Consider the following 15950-nt stretch of genomic DNA (forward strand, 5'->3'; position numbering starts at 1 on the left):
GCACTACGGAGGTACCCATGTCGTCCAAGCGCCGCCGCAAGAAGAAGGCCCGCCGCAACACCTCCGCCGTGGACCTGAAGGCCGGGAGATGCCCGACCTCAGACCACCGCCGTCACGACTGGGGACGGCGGCCGTGGTTGGCGGAGTTGTTGCGGCGGGCCTTCTTCTTGCGGCGGCGCTTGGACGACATGGGTACCTCCGTAGTGCTGGTGCCGTTTCCACGCCGCACCGGAACCATCGGTGAACCGGTCCCGGGCGGCGCACTGCGGCGCGTACCCCTCCCACGGCGATCCATGGCCGTGCGCCATCTCACCCCACCGCCCTCCCCATGATCACGCCGTCACCGGCAGGCACTCCGCCAGCAGACCGAGGACGTCGCGCCAGGCCCGCTCCGCGTGCCGTGGATGGTGGCCGACACCGGAGACCGCGGGGTGATCGACCGGTGGGTGGTGGAAGGCATGCAGCGCCCCGCCGTAGACCACCAGGCGCCAGTCGACCCCCGCGGCCTGCATCTCGGCGGCGAACGCCTCCCGCTGTGCGGGAGCCATGATCGGGTCCTCCGATCCGACCCCGGCCCACACCGGGCAGCGGATATTGGCCGCCTCGCCCGGTCGGCCCGTGACCAGCCCGTTGACCGTGCCGATCGCCCGCAGGTCGACGCCGGCGCGCCCGAGCTCCAGCGCGACCGCGCCCCCGGTGCCGTAGCCGACGGCGGCGATCCGCTCGGGGTCGACCCGCGGTTCGGCACGGAGCACGTCGAGCGCGGCCTGCCCGATGCCCCGCATCCGGTCCGGGTCGCCGAGCAGCGGCATACAGCGGGCCAGCATCTCCTCGGGGTCGGCCAGATAGCGCCCGCCGTGCAGATCGAAGGCGAAGGCCGAGTACCCCAGCTCGGCCAGGGCGTCGGCACGGCGGCGCTCCACATCGCTGAGCCCGACGCCCTCGGGCCCGATCAGGACGGCCGGCCGGCGGTCGGCACCGGCCGGGAGCGCGAGGTGCCCGACCATGGTGAGACCGTCGGCCGGGTAGGTGACCGTGCGTGTGGTGATCATCGTCATGAGCCCGACGATAGTGACCCTCCAGCCCGTCCGGACCGGCGTTCACCACCGGCGGACAGCACACCCTGGCGATGCCCGCCCACCCCGATACACACACAGACCGAAGCGCCGCCCCGGCACCCACCCGCACCCGCCGGGACGGCGCTCCGCCTCACCCACCGTCTGCCTCCGCCCCCGTCAGTCCGTCCCGGACTCGATCGCGGCCGCGTCCAGCGCGTCGGAGTCCACCGGGACGCCCTCGCCGTGGCTGCCGGCCGCGATGGTCTCGGCGCCGCCCGGGGGCAGCTCCCCGATGAGGCCGCTCCAGGCGGTGAGCTGGCCCTGGGCCGCGTACTGCTCCAGCTTGCTGCGCGAGTCGGCGATGTCCAGGTTGCGCATGGTCAGCTGGCCGATCCGGTCGTCCGGGAAGAACGCCGGGTCGTGGCTGCGCTCCATGGACAGCTTCTCCGGGTGGTAGCTCAGGTGCGGGCCCTGGGTGTCCAGCACCGTGTAGTCGTTGCCCCGGCGCAGCCGCACCGTCACACTGCCGGTGACCGGGTGGCCGACCCAGCGCACCAGGCTCTCCCGGAGCATCAGCGCCTGCGGGTCGAACCAGCGGCCCTCGTAGAGCAGCCGCCCGAGCCGTCGCCCCTCGCCGTGGTACATGGCGACGGTGTCCTCGTTGTGGATGGCGTTGAGCAGCCGCTCGTACGCCAGGTGCAGCAGGGCCATGCCGGGCGCCTCGTACACCCCGCGGCTCTTCGCCTCGATGATCCGGTTCTCGATCTGGTCGGACATGCCGAGGCCGTGCCGCCCGCCGATCGCGTTGGCCTCCCGCACCAGCTCCACCGGCGAGGAGAACGCCTGCCCGTTGATCCGCACCGGCCGCCCGTGCTCGAACTCCACGGTGACGTCCTCGGCCGCGATCTCCACCGCCTCGTCCCAGAAGCGCACGCCCATGATCGGGTTGACGATCTCCAGCGGGGTGTCCAGGTACTCCAGCCGCTTCGCCTCGTGGGTGGCGCCCCAGATGTTGGCGTCGGTGGAGTACGCCTTCTCCGCCGAGTCCCGGTACGGCAGATCGCGCTCGGCGAGCCAGGCGGACATCTCGTGCCGCCCGCCGAGCTCTTCCACGAAGGACCGGTCGAGCCAGGGCTTGTAGATGCGCAGGGCGGGGTTGGCGAGCAGCCCGTAGCGGTAGAACCGCTCGATGTCGTTGCCCTTGTAGGTGGAGCCGTCGCCCCAGATGTAGACCTCGTCCTCGCGCATCGCCCGCACCAGCAGGGTGCCGGTCACCGCCCGGCCCAGCGGGGTGGTGTTGAAGTACGCCTGGCCCGCCGAGCGGATGTGGAAGGCGCCGCAGGCCAGCGCGGCGAAGCCCTCCTCCACCAGCGCCTCGCGGCAGTCGACCAGCCGTGCCTTCTCCGCCCCGTACGCGTGCCCGCGCTCCGGCACATCGCTGAGGTCCGGCTCGTCGTACTGGCCGATGTCGGCCGTGTACGCATAGGGGACGGCGCCGCGCTCACGCATCCACGCCACCGCGACCGACGTGTCCAGCCCGCCGGAGAAGGCGATGCCGACCCGCTCACCCACTGGAAGCTTATTCAGTACCTTGGACATGTATGTATCGTAGGCCCAAACCCCCGGACCGGTCACATGTGCCCTGTGATCAGCTCGGAAACGGCCTGCGTGCGTCCCCAGCCGCCACCCTCCGGACCCTCCGTCAAACTCCTGTGCTGCATGAACATACTGTCGAACGGGAGTGTACGGGGGGTAGCCCCCCTCCCGATCGACCAGCCACCCGGATGGGATCCCCGGCCGTGATCGACAAGGCTGGGGACATGAAGATCCGCCTCAGGCTTCTCCTCGCCGCCGCGCTCGCCGCGACCCTCCTGGTCCCCGCCACCGCCGCCACCGCGGCGGATGCGGCGACCACCACGCCCTTACCCACCGCCGCCCGCCCGCCTTCCGCACCCCCGTCCTCCTCCGTGCCCGCCCTCACCTGGCGGCCCTGCGCCACCCCGCAGGGGCCGGTCGGCCAGGAATGCGCCGTCCTCCCCGTGCCGCTCGACTACCGCGACTCCGCCGGACCGCGGATCGACCTCGCGGTCTCCCGCGTCCGCAGCGAGCGCCCCGAGGCACGGCGCGGTGTGCTCCTGGTGCTCCCCGGGGGCCCGGGCGGCCCCGGAATCCCCCGCCTGACGGCCAAGGGCGCCGCACTGGCCGCCGCCACCGGCGGCATCTACGACCTGGTCGCCTTCGACCCGCGCGGGACGGGCGAGAGTACGAAGGCGAGCTGCGGCCTGGCCGCCGAAGACCGCTTCCTGGTGAACCTGCGGGCCTGGCCCGCCCCCGACGGCGGCATCGGCGAGAACGTCGCCCGCGCCCGGCGGACCGCCGAGGCCTGCGCCCGCCACGGCGGCCCGGTGCTGAGCAGTCTCAGCACCGCCAACGAAGTGCGTGACATGGACCGGCTGCGTCAGGCACTCGGCGAGCGGAAGCTGTCGGCCTGGGGCGTCTCCTACGGGGTCTACCCGGCGGCCGTGTACGCGCAGCTCCACCCCGACCGGACCGACCGCTGGGTGCTGGACAGCGCCGGCGACCCCGACCCGCGGCGGCTCGCACGTGGCTGGAAGGAGAACATGTCCCTCGGCGCGCACCAGCGCTTCCCCGACTTCGCCGCCTGGGCGGCGGATCCGCCCCCGCCGCACGAGAAGCTGCGACTGGCCGAGCGCGCGGAGGACGTGCTGCCCCTCGTCCTCGACCTGGCCGCCCGGCTGGACCACGAGCCGAGGCCCTCGACCACCCCCGGTGTCCCGCTCACCGGCAATGTGCTGCGGCAGGCGGTGCAGAACGCCCTCTTCGCCGACGCCGCGTTCCCGGCACTGGCCGAGCTGATCCAGACCGCCCGCCGCCCGGAGGGCGTCCCGGTGCTCCCCGCCCCACTGGCCGCACCGCTCAGCGACACCGAGGCGGCGGTGAGCATCGCCGTCATATGCAATGACCTCCGCTGGAGCGGGACGCCCGCCTCCTACGCCCGCGCCGTCACCGAGGACCGGGCCCGGTATCCGCTGACCGCCGGGGCACCGGCCAACATCACTCCCTGCACCTTCTGGCGGGACGCCCCGGCGGACCAGCCCGTCCGCATCACCTCCCGCGGCCCCTCCAACATCCTGATGATCCAGGCCCTCCGCGACCCGGCCACCCCCTACTCCGGCGCCCTCAACATGCGCCAGGCCCTCGGCGACCGGACCCGCCTCGTCACGCTCGACCGGGGCGGCCACGGTATGTACCTGGCCAACGGCAACGCCTGCGGCGACCGGCTGGTCACCGACTTCCTGACCACCGGCACCAGGCCCGACCACGACACCACCTGCCCCGGCTGAGCAGCCCCCGAGCGCCCCACCGCCGCGGCGCCAGGTCTGCGGAGGTGCGGAAGGGGGAGAACCGCACGCTCCCACCGGCACGGCTCCGGTCCGACGGCGGCCGCAGGTGAACTGTGGCCGCCGTGCGCGCTGTTACCCCGGTGCGCGGCCCATACTGGGGCCATGCCTGTGCCCATCCTTGCGCTTTCGCCCCTCCAACACCGTCTGTTGCGCGAGCTCGACCTCACCGACCTGCCGGAGCCCGAAGCCGATCCGGCCTCCTACACCGCACGCGGCCTCGACGCCGACGCGGTACGCGAGGAGGCCCTTCCCACGCTCCTCTGGGCTGGGCTTGTCGAAAGCAAGGCCCACGAGCAGGCAACGCTCGCCATGACGCCCTCGGGGGCAGCGGCGCTGCGGGACGCCGAGTGCGACGAACTGACGGCGCGGCTGAGCGCGGTGGCATCCTTCGCGGACACCATCGCGCACGGTGCACCAACTCGTCAGGCCGGATACGCGCTGAAGCGCCTCGCCGAGGGAATCTGGTCCCTGGAGGAGGCGGAGAGGTACGTCCGGGCGAGCTGAGTGCGCGCCCGGACGGTCGAACGCTTCAGACTCGCCCACGGAGTCAAGGACCACATGCCGGTCGAGCATTCACCGGGGGCGTCAGAGTCAGGATGCGGAGCCGTCGACGTCCAGATCGATCCGCCGCCGTGCGCGATCGGCCTTGGGCTGCGGCGGGAGGACGCCCGCCGCAGCCAGGTCCGCGCCGGTGATGACGGGTGAGTCGAGGATCTTCTCCGTGAGGGCGCGCTGGACAGAGGCGAGATCGACCAGTCGGCGCAGGACCGACAGCAGCTCGATCAGCTCCACCGTCCACAGGCTCGGCCACGCTGTGACATGGACGTCGTCGAGTGGGCTGCTCTTCCGGCTGGTCGGCGAGGCACGGCGGTAGCCGAACCACTTGCGGACGATCCGCATACCGCCGACCTCGTAGTGCCACACCTCCGGCGGCACTCCGCCAAAGGCCCCCGGGCCGACAAGGAGTGTGTGGCTCTCCTCGTCATAGGTCAGCTCGTCGGGTACGTCGGTACCAATCGGTGTCATGTACCGGACCTGGCGCGGGTCACCGGGTGGGAAGCCGACATCCGTCCCTGCCACGGCCGGTCCGTCGGGAGCCTTCCCACGCTCGCCGTAGGTCGCTGCCCAGAGCACCTCACCGCCCGTCTCCACTGCCGCGCGCCACAGCTCCGGATCGCGGGTGAGCGGGATCCGGACGCCTGCGGTCAGCAGATCCTCCGCGAATCGCTCGGTGAAGGCGCTGTGCCCGGCGACCCCCAGAGCGTAGGCGGCGAGGTCGTGCACGGTGACCTCACTCAGGCCCAGCACCAGGGTCAGATGCCTGAGCAGGCCCGTCGGCACGTTGCCGCTGCCGTCCGGATGGAGGGCGGGATGCACTCTGCCGCCACGGCCGTTGAAGTGGTCTGTATCGGGCAGGAGTGCCGTCGCGACCAGAGCCGGTCCACTGCTGATCACATGGGTGTGCTGCTGGTTGAGGAAGATCTGCGAGGGCTGCAGCGCCTCCCAGAGTTCGGGACGGGGGAAGTCGAGGACCCGATGGTCCGCGACCATCCACTGGCGATCGAAGCTGCGTAGCGCGACACGCAACAGGGGCGGACAGGCACCGCTGTCCTGGGCGAGCACCCGGCCTGGGTGCGGATGGCCGGGCAGCGATGCCGGGCGGGAACCAAGCCTTCGGTCCCGTGTCTCCTTGAACAGCCGTGCCCTCTCCTCCGGGTCCGTCTCCCCGGCAAGCCGTGCCCATCTGTTCCGCAGGACGCCCTCGGACGGAGAGGTCACCCAGGACCGGTTGGTCTTGCACCCCGGGCTGCCCCAGGGGAACAGATCCATCAGCGCCGGGAAGTCATCCCATCCCGACGAGGTCGCTGGGGTGAAGGGGCGCACACCCTCCGTATGGGTGTTGCGCCAGCCTCCGTCATCGATGCCGACATTCCTGAGCTGGGCGAACTTCTCGGCCCGTCGTCCGCGCAGCGCCCGATGGTGTATCCGGGCCGGCCTTGCGGAGTCATGGTCGGTGCGGCGGACGAAGAGGCCTATGCACAGCGGCTGGGCGACGTGAGGGAACACCCGGGTGGCGACGTCCGCGCGCTGTCCTTCCGGCGAGAGGTCGATGATCCACCCCTCGTCGCAGTTCCGGCGCAGATAGGCGCGCATCCCGCGCCCCGCCGGGCCGGTGGCGAACGCGGACGGCGTGATGAAGCAGACCAGTCCGTGCCGCTCGTCCGCGTGGGCGTCGAACACCTTCCAGGCGGCCCAGCGCCAGAAGTAGATGTACATGTTCTTCAGCGCGTGCTCGTGGCGTCCGTTGCCCGGATGGCGGAAGTCATCCAGTGGCGGGTGGCCCTGGCCCCTGACGCGCTTCTCGATCCAGCCGCCCCGGTTCTCGGCCTTGTCGTCGTACGGGGGATTGCCGATCGCCACGGTGACGGGCACGTTCGCCTTGATCCGGTTGGCCCGGGCCCGGGCCTCGGAGATCGCCGCATAGGTGGAGGCGATCTGCTCCTCCTGGACGAACGGGTCGTCCAGGGTGTCCGTGACATACAGGTTCACGCCACCGGGCGGGAGCGCGGCACCGTACTTCTTGAGGAGGTCGGCGGTACGCAGTTCGGCGACGGCGAACGGGCCCGTCTGGAGCTCGAATCCGAACAACCGCGACGCCAGGCGGCCGATCGAGTCGGGCGCCATGGCCTCACCGAACCGCTCGGCGGCCTGCCGGGCGACCCGTTCGATGATCGTGTGCAGATAGGTCCCGGTGCCCATGGCCGGATCGACGATGCGGACACCTTCGTCACCGTAGCCGCGCTCCTTGCCCAGCCGGGTGCGCAGTACGTCTTCTGCCAGCCGCACCATCTCCTCCACCACCTCGTGCGGGGTGTAGTAGGAGCCGCTGCGCTGGCGCAGCTTGTCGTCGTAGACGGAGAGGAACGACTCGTAGAGGTGCAGATAGGCATCGCGGTTGCCGTGCCGGATGGCCCGCCAGTCGACGGCGTCGATGGTTCTTGCCAGGAGGTGGAGGGTCACCTCGAAGCGGTCGTTGACGTTGTCGGTGAGCAATTGCAGGGTCTTACCCATCAGGGCGTGCCCCGCGTTGAGGCGGCGGCCCACCTCGTGAAAGCTCGCGCCCTCCAGTGTGATGCCCTCCGTACGAGCGAGAAGCAGAGCGAACACCAGGGTCTGGGCGAAGCCGTCGGCGAAGGTGGCGTCGTCGGCGGTCGGAAAGAGTAACCGGCGCCAGTCGCCGCGCAGCCCGGTGAACGGGCGCTCCGTGGAGGCGGGGTCCACCTGGGCCTCGGCCCGTAACTGCTCCCGCACGGCCTCGCGGAGGAGACGGCACAGCGGGGCGATCTGCTGGACCAGGACCGACACCCGCTGGATCGGTTCGGGTTTCCAGCACAACACCTGCTGAGCCAAAACGTCGAAAGCGTCGAGATCCGGGACTGAGAGCTTCTCACCGGCACTCTTCAATCGTCCGGAGAAGGCCACCTCAGCGCCGACCTGTACACCGTGCCGGAAGAGCCGCCAGTGCGTGCCATTGGTGTAGAGCAGGTTGGGCAGGTCCCGCAGCCGTTGCCACTGCCGCCGGTCGTGGCCGGTGAACCCCTCCGGATCGAGGTTCCTGCCGGGCCGCTTGACTTCTATGTAGCCACTGATGCGCTCACCGACGCGAAGGGCGTAGTCGGGGCGCACACCCAGGTGCGGGATGGAGACCTCGGGATGCCAGGTGACGTCCGGGCGGGCGTGGTGCGGGCCGATGACGGCGAACAGGCGCTCCAGCGGGGTCCGGATGGCCGCCTCTTCACCGCCCCCGCCCGCGAGGGTCTGCTTGCACTCCGCACCGAATACGGAGACCGCGTCCCGGAGCCACTGAAGGCGTGCGTCGGCCATGGTCCCCCACTCCTCGGTCCGGCACTCGATGTCCGGCCCGCCCCTGGTGGGAAGTATGAGGAAAACGACGGTCAGCGGAAGGGGGCGTGCACAAGACGGCCGACCGCCCGCGTGCGCCTGACACGGCGGCGCCCCGCACCGGACTGACCGGTGCGGGGCGCCGCCCCCTCCTCAGGGGCCCTTCTCAGGGCGATGGTCGGCTCAGACGCCGGCCACCGACTGGATCCAGGAGCGGTACGCGGTGACGTTGGTGTACGCGGTGGTGGTCTGACGGTCGCTGGTGGAGGCGACGCCCACCTGGATGCCGTTGGCCATCATCGGGCCGCCGGAGTCGCCACCGGCCGTGATGCCGTTGCCGCGGCGGGCGCAGATCGCCGAGCCGCCGTAGGCGTCACTGCAGCCGCCGGTCACCGTCACGTTCGCCACCTTCAGGTAGCGGGACTGGCAGTTGGCCTCCGAGCCGCACTGGGAGGTGGCGCCCCAGCCGTAGACCTGCACGCTCTGCCCGACGCTCACCGAACCGGGCTGGCCGAGTCGGGCGTAGGTCGCCGAGACGGAGCGGTCCAGGCGGACCAGGGCCAGGTCGGAGCTGTGGGTGTAGGTCTGCGCGCCGTTGGCCGTGGTGCCGCCGCTGTGCTGGTCCAGGCTGCCGATGCGGAACGACAGCCCGCCGCCGCTGACGCAGTGCTTGGCGGTCAGGATCCAGGTCGGGGCGATGATGGTGGCCGAGCAGGTCTCACGGCCGTTGGAGAACAGACGCGCGGCCCACGGGCCGCTCTGAGCCTGGCCGCCGCCGATGATCGGCTGCACGGCGGTGGTGCCCGGGCCGGTCGGCACGGGCGCGGGGGCGGCTGCCGCGGTGGGGGCGAGCAGCGCGAGCACCGAGACCGCAGTGGCGGCTGCGGCCGTAAGGAGCTTGGTGATACGCAAGGCGTCCTCGTTTCCGAAGGTTGGCGAAGACACGCGTTGGGGACCGCGTGTGGGGGGTCTTTGCGCCACCAGAATTACGAAGAGCGTGTGAACTGGGTACTAACAACCAGTCATAACATCGGGTTATCCCCCCGGTCCGCCCATGCCTGTCGGCCCTCGCCGGCCGCCGACTCCGGTTCCGCCACCGGATCGGGTACGGGTACGGGCGCCACGCCCAGCTCCTGCCTGCTGCGCGCGTTCACCTCCGCGAGCTGGGCGCTCAGCACCTCGGCCGTGCTCAACACCTTGACACGGGCGGGCTCCACCGCCCACTGCCGGCCGCCCCCGAGGGGTCGGAGCCACACGTAGCCGCGCTCCGCGCCGGTGACGACCCCGACGCGGTCCCGCCCGGTGTCCCGGACGGTCGCGCCCAGCGCGGGCAGCCCCTGCTCGGTCAACGAGCCGGCCCGTTCGCCAGCCCGTTGGCGATGACCTCCGCCAGCACCTGCGCCACGGGCGCGGAGCACACCCCGAGGTGGACCAGCGCGTACCGCCGCTCGTCCTCCCGGTCCTCCGCCCACGGCGTGCGCACGTCCATGGCCGGAAGCTGGATGCCGGCCCGGGTCAGCGCCTCGGCCAGGGCGTCCCGCGCCTGCGTCGCCTCCTCGATCTTGGTGGCCGAGGAGGGGCTTCCACCGCTCACGCGTTCGGGTGTTCCTCCGGACGAAGGCATCATGGGCGTATCTCCTTACGAGCTTCGGTCGTCTGGCTGACCCGGCCCCACGAGACTGTCTACGCTCCGTAGTCCGGGCGTTACGAGCATGCTCCCGGCGGCCGGGTCCCACACCGTGGACGGGGGGTGGCTTCCCTGCCGTACGAGGTTGGTTCCACACCTTCCACACGGTTCCGACCGGTACGTTTCCCCGCCCAGCGACCGTCTCGGAGGAGCGAGCCCATGCCGCAGCGACGTGTCATCACCGGCCGGAGCCAGGAGCCCCGTCAGCGCTTCGCCGAGGAGCTGCGGTTACTCCGTGCCGAGAAGAAGGTGAGCCTGCGCCAGCTCGGCGAACGGCTCGGCTGGGACTGGTCGTTGTTCGGCAAGATGGAGAAGGGCCAGACCATCGGCAGCCCGGAGGTGGTGGAGGCGCTGGGGCTGTACTACGACTGCCCGCTGCTGCTGGCGCTGTGGGAACTGGCGGCGGCTGACAAGACCCAGTTCAAGGAGCAGTACCAGCGGTACATGACGCTGGAAGCGGAGGCGGTGAGCCTCTGGCACTTCGCGGTGAGTGTGCTGCCGGGGTTGCTGCAGACGCCGGGGTACGCGCGCGAAGTGCTGGCAGCCGGTGGGCTGAAGGGGAAGCAGCTTAACCAGCAGGTGGAGGCGCGAGACAGCCGCCGTGACCTACTGGAGGGCGAGAACGCTCCTCCCTTCCGCACGATCCTGTCCGAGTCGGTGCTGCGGACTCGCCTACGGAACATGAACGAGTGGCGTGGACAGTTGCAGCACTTGCTCGACATGTCGGAGCGGCCGGACGTGGCCATCCAGATTCTGCCATTCAGCGCCGGGCCCTACGGACTGGACAGCACCGACGTGATGTTCCTCCGTCTCACTGACGGGCGTACCGTGGCCTACACGGAAAACGCACACAGGGGCGAGCTGGTCACGGAAAGCGCGGACGTTGAGCGTTTGCAACGTGTCTATGATTCGTTGCGCGACCTGGCGCTTTCGCCCGTCGAGTCGCGGAAGTTCGTCCTGCGAATGTTGGAGGAAGTGCCGTGCGAGCCATCGACCTGAGTGTCGCAACCTGGTGCAAGAGCAGCTACAGCAACCCGGACGGGGGCGCTTGCGTGGAGGTCACGTACGACTTCGCTACCGCCTCTTGGCGAAAGAGTTCGTACAGCAACTCGGACGGCGGCCAGTGCGTTGAGGTCTCCGACGATTACACAGGCATCGTCCCCGTCCGCGACAGCAAGTCGCTGGATGGCCCCGTGTTGGTGTTCCCCGAGGGCGGCTGGTCGTCCTTCGTGACGGCGGTCAAGGGCGGGCAGCTCACGGCCTGACACCACGCAGACAACGGCCCCGCGACCATCACCGGTCGTGGGGCCGTTACGTCCGTCAGCGCGGCCTGGTCGTCTCCGCCGCGTTGGATGGCTGGGGTACGACGCCCTCCACGGGAGCCAGCACCCAGCGCCCCTTCTCCCAGCCCACCGTCTCCTCCACCGAGACCGCGCGGTCGTCCGCGCCCGAGGTCCCCTTCAGCCGGACGCTCCAGATGTTCGGGAACTCGGAGGAGCGGCTCCAGGTGACGTCCCACCCCTGCCCACCGCAGGTCTTGATGCGGGCGCGAGCGTCCGCCTCGCCGTATGGGTGGTCGTCGAGCAGATCGGCCAGGTCCGCCTTCTGTTCGGCGTCTCCGCCGCAGGCGGTGAGTAACCCCAGGCAAAGCATGGCGGCGCCGACACCGAGCGGCACCCTCTTGGCCCACGACCACATCCCCGTTCCCCTCCCTCAGGTACGGCCGGCCGTCATCTTCCGGCATCTGGCCGCCAGACCTACTGTGGCCTACGCGGAAGTTCATCCTGCGCCTGATGGAGGAAGTGCCGTGCGACCTAGCGATCTGAGCGCCGCGACGTGGCGCAAGAGCAGCTACAGCAACCCTGACGGTGGCCAGTGCATCGAGGTGTCCGACGACTTCACGTCCGCGACCTGGCGGAAGTCCAGCCACAGCAACTCGGACGGCGGCGCGTGCGTGGAGGTCTCCGACGACTACGCGGGCATCGTCCCCGTCCGCGACAGCAAGACGCCGAGCGGACCCGTGCTGGTGTTCCCCGAGGGCGGTTGGTCGTCCTTCGTGACGGCGGTCAAGGGCGGGCAGCTCACGGCCTGACACCACGCAGACAACGGCCCCGCGACCATCACCGGTCGCGGGGCCGCCGTACGGCAAGGGCGTACTCGCCGCGGGGGTCTTCCTGGGCGGCGGGAGCCGAGGCATCGCCCACCCCGCGGTGTTCAACGTCCCGTTCGTCCTGTGGGAACACGGCTGACCACTACGCTCGGCGGGTATGAACAGCACCGTGCCTGACGCCTCCGTGGTCGTGGCCCGTGACTCCCGGGGCCTGGTCGCCCTGCTCAGCGCGGCATTCCCCGATCACGGAGGTGAGTACGTCTTTCTGCCCGGCGGGCGCTTTGAGCCGCAGGAGACCCCTCTCGACTGCGCCCGCCGGGAACTCCGCGAGGAAGCCGGCGTCACGGCAAGGCGCTGGCGGCGACTCGGAGCGTTCGCCGTGACTCTGAGTTCGACGGCTCGCGTCCACCTCTTCGAAGCACAGGACCTCACGCTCGGATCCCAGGAACTCACACAGACGGAGCAGGACTTCAAGCTCATGTGGTGGCCCATGCAGGACGCCCTGGACGGGGTGCGCGCAGGACGCTTCCTCCTACCGGCCGGCCCGCTGGCCCTCATGCTCGCGGACAGCACCTCCGCCGACTGGCTCGCAGACGCCTGACAGCAAGACACCGAGCGGGCCCGGCTCACGGCCTGACGCCTCGCAGACGGCGGCCCCGCGACCATCGCCGGTCGCGGGGCCGACCTCTCTCCGGCGGTCCGATCACCTCGCCCCGTCCCCCTCCGGCGGGCCCTTGGGGTCGACGCCCGTGTAGGCGGTGTCGTCCTTGCTGCCGCTGGGGCGCTGGGAGCGGCCTCGGCGGCCGGTGCGGTGGAGGCCGGTGTCCTTGTCGTCGCCGCTGCTGGCCTGCTGCTCACCGGGCTGGGTGCCGCTCTTCTGCTCGGTGCCCTGGAGGGAGTCCTTCTTCTCCTGCTCGGAGGGGGAGGGCGCGCCCTTGTCGCCCGCGTACTCCTCGGTGTGGAAGGAGCGGTGCGCACTCGGGTTGTCCTGCTGCTTCTGGTCGTCCACGTCCGGCGACCAGCCGTGCTGCCGCTCACCGCCGTGGCGGCTGGGGCCCTGGTGGCCTTTGTCCTTGGAAGCCATGGTGCTTTCCGATCTTCACTAGAAGCTTCAGCAGATGCGGGGGAGTTGTTCGCCGAGGGGCATGTCCACCACTCGCGTGCCGCCCAGCCGGGTCGCCGAGACGACCATGCCCGGGTGCTCCTCGACGCAGGTCCCGATCGCCACCGCCTCCCGGCCGTACGGGTGTGCCCGCATGGCCGTGAGCACGGCGTCCGCGTGCTCCGGGGGGACGAAGGCGACGAGCTTGCCCTCGTTGGCGACGTAGAGGGGGTCCAGGCCGAGGAAGGCGCAGGCGTTGGCGACCGTCTCGGGGACGGGGAGGGTGTGCTCGGCGAGTTGGACGCCGACGCCCGAGGCGGCGGCGATCTCGCCGAGGGAGGTGGCGAGGCCGCCACGGGTCGGGTCGCGTAGGGCGTGCAGGTCGGGGCAGGCCGCGAGCATGGTGGCGACCAGGCCGGAGAGGGGCGCGGTGTCGCTCTCGATCTCGACGCCGAATTCCAGGCCTTCGCGCTTGGACATGATCGCCACACCGTGCACCCCGATCGGGCCACTGACGATCACCGTGTCCCCGGGGCGCGCCCGGCGCGGGCCGATGTCCACGCCGTCGGGTATCAGGCCGACTCCGGCCGTGTTGACGAAGATCCCGTCGCCGTGGCCCGAGTCCACCACCTTGGTGTCCCCGGTGGCCACGACCACGTCCGCCGCCCGGGCCGCCGCGCCCATCGCCTCGGCCACCCGGCCGACCAGCTCCAGCGCCACGCCCTCCTCCAGGATGAACCCGCAGGAGAGGTAGGCCGGGACGGCGCCGGACATCGCCAGGTCGTTGACGGTGCCGTTGACCGCCAGGTCGCCGATGCTGCCGCCGGGGAAGAAGAGGGGACGGACGACATAGGAGTCGGTGGAGAAGGCGAGCTTCGCCCCGCCGAGGGCGAAGACCGCCGAGTCGCCGAGGCCGTCCAGCACCTCGTTGCGGAAGGCGGGCGCGAAGAGGTGCTCGACCAGCTCGGCGGAGAGCGAGCCGCCGCCCCCATGGCCCATCACGATCTTATCGTGGTCGCGGAGGGGGGCCGGGCAGGTCCAGCCGGAGAAGTCCGGTGGGGGAGAGGAGGGGGGAGGGGTGGACTCGACCGGAGCCGGGGTGCCGTTGAGGCGGGTGGGGTTGGTGGTGTCCGTCAACGCCGGGTCACCTCCCGGGTCGTGGAGGCGGTACCGGTGGAGGTGTCCGCCGCCTGCGGCAACTCAAGGCGCCGGTACAGGTAGTACGCGGCGCAGGCGCCCTCGCTGGAGACCATGGTGGCGCCCAGCGGGTTGCGCGGGGTGCAGGTCTTGCCGAAGGCGGCGCACTCATGCGGCTTGATCAGGCCCTGGAGCACCTCGCCGCTGCGGCAGACGGTGGACTCCTGGGTGTCGATGCCGGTCACCGAGAAGCGGTGCTCGGCGTCGTACTCCCGGTACTTGGGGGAGAGCCGCCAGCCGCTGGCCGGGATCATGCCGATACCGCGCCAGGCCCGATCGGTCACCTCGAAGACATCCGCCAGCATCGCCTGGGCGGCCGGGCTGCCGTCGGCCTGGACGGCGCGTGGATAGGCGTTCTCCACCCGGTGCTCCCCGCACTCCAGTTGCAGGACGGTGCGGCGGATGCCCTCCAGGATGTCCAGCGGTTCGAAGCCGGTGACCACGATCGGCACCTTGTGCCGCTCGGCCAGCTCCGGGTACTCCCGGGTGCCCATCACCGTGCAGACATGGCCGGCCGCCAGAAAAGCCTGCACCCGGCAGTCGGGGGAGGTCATGATGGCGTCGATCGCCGGGGGCACCCGGACATGCGACACCAGCAGGCTGAAGTTCCGTATCCCGAGCTTCTTCGCCTGGTAGACGGTCATCGCGTTGGGCGGGGCGGTGGTCTCGAAGCCGATGCCGAAGAACACCACCTCGCGGTCCGGGTTCTCCCGGGCGATCTTCAGCGCGTCGAGCGGTGAGTAGACCACCCGTACATCGGCGCCGTTGCTCTTCACCCGGAACAGGTCCCGCCCGCTGCCGGGCACCCGCAGCATGTCGCCGAAGGAGCAGAAGATCACCTCCGGGCGGGAGGCGATCTCCAGCGCCTTGTCGATGACCTCCAGCGGGGTCACACAGACCGGGCAGCCAGGGCCGTGGATCAACTCAACTCCATCAGGGAGGAGTTGGTCGATTCCGTGCCGGATGATCGAGTGCGTCTGGCCGCCGCAGACCTCCATCATGGCCCACGGCCGGGTGGTGTGCGCCCGGATGTCGTCGAACAGCCGCTCCGCGAGCACCGGGTCGCTGAACTCGTCGAGATACTTCATCGTTCTGCCTCCTTTCCGGGGGCGGCCGGATGCCCGACAGCCGGAGGGAATCCGGGCCCACGACCGCCGGCCTCCGTTCCGGCGGGGCGCTGGGCGCCTGCCTCGCGGGCCGCGCGGCCCCAGGCGTCGCCGAACTCCTCCTCCAGCACCCCGAGGTTCTCGAACAGGTCCAGGGTCTGCCGCGCCGACTCCTCGTCCAGCCGCTGGAGCGCGAAGCCGACGTGCACGATCGCGTAGTCCCCCACCACCATGTCGGGGACGTACTCCAGGCAGACGTCCTTGACCACACCGCCGAAGTCCACCCGCGCCATCCGGGTGCCGTCGCGTTCCTCGATGTCCAGGACCCTGCCGGGCACTGCGAGACACATGGCTCCTCCGTC

At 70.7% G+C, this 15950-nt stretch carries 17 protein-coding genes; 6 read left to right on the forward strand and 11 right to left on the reverse strand.

Annotated elements, in window-relative coordinates; genetic code table 11:
• Positions 1 to 332: 332 nt before the first annotated feature.
• Positions 333 to 1058, reverse strand: coding sequence for a dienelactone hydrolase family protein (locus tag ABZ945_RS30865; RefSeq protein ID WP_361276314.1), 726 nt, complete (start codon positions 1056 to 1058; stop codon positions 333 to 335).
• 177 nt (positions 1059 to 1235) lie between these two features.
• Positions 1236 to 2657, reverse strand: a complete 1422-nt coding sequence (gene argG, locus ABZ945_RS30870) for an argininosuccinate synthase (RefSeq protein WP_361276317.1) — start codon at positions 2655 to 2657, stop codon at positions 1236 to 1238.
• Positions 2658 to 2878: 221 nt separating this feature from the next.
• Here argG and ABZ945_RS30875 point away from each other — a divergent pair, with 221 nt between their 5' ends.
• A complete protein-coding gene (locus ABZ945_RS30875) occupies positions 2879 to 4423 on the forward strand; it encodes an alpha/beta hydrolase (protein ID WP_361276319.1) in 1545 nt (514 codons plus the stop codon).
• 162 nt (positions 4424 to 4585) lie between these two features.
• Entirely contained in the window at positions 4586 to 4987 is a 402-nt protein-coding gene (locus tag ABZ945_RS30880) for a hypothetical protein (RefSeq protein WP_361276321.1), read from the forward strand.
• Positions 4988 to 5074: 87 nt separating this feature from the next.
• Here ABZ945_RS30880 and ABZ945_RS30885 read toward each other — a convergent pair whose 3' ends face one another.
• The 4 genes from ABZ945_RS30885 to ABZ945_RS30900 form a co-directional block, all read right to left on the reverse strand.
• Positions 5075 to 8368 (reverse strand): type ISP restriction/modification enzyme, encoded by a 3294-nt coding sequence (locus ABZ945_RS30885; RefSeq protein WP_361276323.1) that lies wholly within the window; start codon positions 8366 to 8368, stop codon positions 5075 to 5077.
• Between the two features lie 201 nt (positions 8369 to 8569).
• A complete protein-coding gene (locus ABZ945_RS30890; RefSeq protein WP_361276324.1) occupies positions 8570 to 9298 on the reverse strand; it encodes a trypsin-like serine protease in 729 nt (242 codons plus the stop codon).
• A gap of 110 nt (positions 9299 to 9408) precedes the next feature.
• Positions 9409 to 9735, reverse strand: a complete 327-nt coding sequence (locus tag ABZ945_RS30895; protein ID WP_361276327.1) for a hypothetical protein — start codon at positions 9733 to 9735, stop codon at positions 9409 to 9411.
• Positions 9732 to 9980, reverse strand: a complete 249-nt coding sequence (locus ABZ945_RS30900) for a hypothetical protein (RefSeq protein ID WP_361276329.1) — start codon at positions 9978 to 9980, stop codon at positions 9732 to 9734. The genes ABZ945_RS30895 and ABZ945_RS30900 overlap by 4 nt, the downstream gene beginning before the upstream one ends.
• 252 nt (positions 9981 to 10232) lie before the next feature.
• On the opposite strand from ABZ945_RS30900, the gene ABZ945_RS30905 reads away from it, so the two are divergent.
• Both ABZ945_RS30905 and ABZ945_RS30910 read left to right on the forward strand, forming a co-directional pair.
• The gene (locus ABZ945_RS30905) at positions 10233 to 11072 is read left to right on the forward strand and encodes a helix-turn-helix transcriptional regulator (RefSeq protein ID WP_361276331.1); all 840 of its coding nucleotides are present in this window, start codon (positions 10233 to 10235) and stop codon (positions 11070 to 11072) included.
• Complete coding sequence (locus ABZ945_RS30910) at positions 11054 to 11338, forward strand: DUF397 domain-containing protein (RefSeq protein ID WP_361276334.1); 285 nt, start codon at positions 11054 to 11056, stop codon at positions 11336 to 11338. Before ABZ945_RS30905 ends, ABZ945_RS30910 begins: the two co-directional genes overlap by 19 nt.
• Before the next feature lie 55 nt (positions 11339 to 11393).
• Here ABZ945_RS30910 and ABZ945_RS30915 read toward each other — a convergent pair whose 3' ends face one another.
• A complete protein-coding gene (locus ABZ945_RS30915; RefSeq protein WP_361276337.1) occupies positions 11394 to 11771 on the reverse strand; it encodes a hypothetical protein in 378 nt (125 codons plus the stop codon).
• Positions 11772 to 11880: 109 nt separating this feature from the next.
• Here ABZ945_RS30915 and ABZ945_RS30920 point away from each other — a divergent pair, with 109 nt between their 5' ends.
• Positions 11881 to 12165 carry a DUF397 domain-containing protein gene (locus tag ABZ945_RS30920; protein WP_361276340.1) on the forward strand — a complete coding sequence of 95 codons (285 nt, stop codon included), beginning with the start codon at positions 11881 to 11883 and terminating at the stop codon, positions 12163 to 12165.
• A gap of 175 nt (positions 12166 to 12340) precedes the next feature.
• Positions 12341 to 12784: an NUDIX hydrolase gene (locus tag ABZ945_RS30925; protein WP_361276343.1), complete on the forward strand. Its 444-nt coding sequence runs from the start codon at positions 12341 to 12343 to the stop codon at positions 12782 to 12784.
• Between the two features lie 102 nt (positions 12785 to 12886).
• On the opposite strand, the gene ABZ945_RS30930 is transcribed toward ABZ945_RS30925, so the two are convergent.
• From ABZ945_RS30930 to ABZ945_RS30945, 4 genes are read right to left on the reverse strand one after another with little or no spacing between them, the layout of a single operon-like run.
• Positions 12887 to 13267: a hypothetical protein gene (locus ABZ945_RS30930; protein WP_361276346.1), complete on the reverse strand. Its 381-nt coding sequence runs from the start codon at positions 13265 to 13267 to the stop codon at positions 12887 to 12889.
• Between the two features lie 27 nt (positions 13268 to 13294).
• Positions 13295 to 14422 carry a hydrogenase expression/formation protein HypE gene (gene hypE, locus ABZ945_RS30935; protein WP_361276349.1) on the reverse strand — a complete coding sequence of 376 codons (1128 nt, stop codon included), beginning with the start codon at positions 14420 to 14422 and terminating at the stop codon, positions 13295 to 13297.
• A complete protein-coding gene (hypD, locus tag ABZ945_RS30940) occupies positions 14419 to 15570 on the reverse strand; it encodes a hydrogenase formation protein HypD (RefSeq protein ID WP_361276352.1) in 1152 nt (383 codons plus the stop codon). The genes hypE and hypD overlap by 4 nt, the downstream gene beginning before the upstream one ends.
• Positions 15567 to 15938: a HypC/HybG/HupF family hydrogenase formation chaperone gene (locus ABZ945_RS30945; RefSeq protein ID WP_361276355.1), complete on the reverse strand. Its 372-nt coding sequence runs from the start codon at positions 15936 to 15938 to the stop codon at positions 15567 to 15569. The genes hypD and ABZ945_RS30945 overlap by 4 nt, the downstream gene beginning before the upstream one ends.
• Positions 15939 to 15950 lie beyond the last annotated feature (12 nt).

The organism is Streptomyces sp. NPDC046887 (genome assembly GCF_040644755.1).
GTDB classification, from domain to species: Bacteria; Actinomycetota; Actinomycetes; order Streptomycetales; family Streptomycetaceae; genus Streptomyces; species Streptomyces lichenis.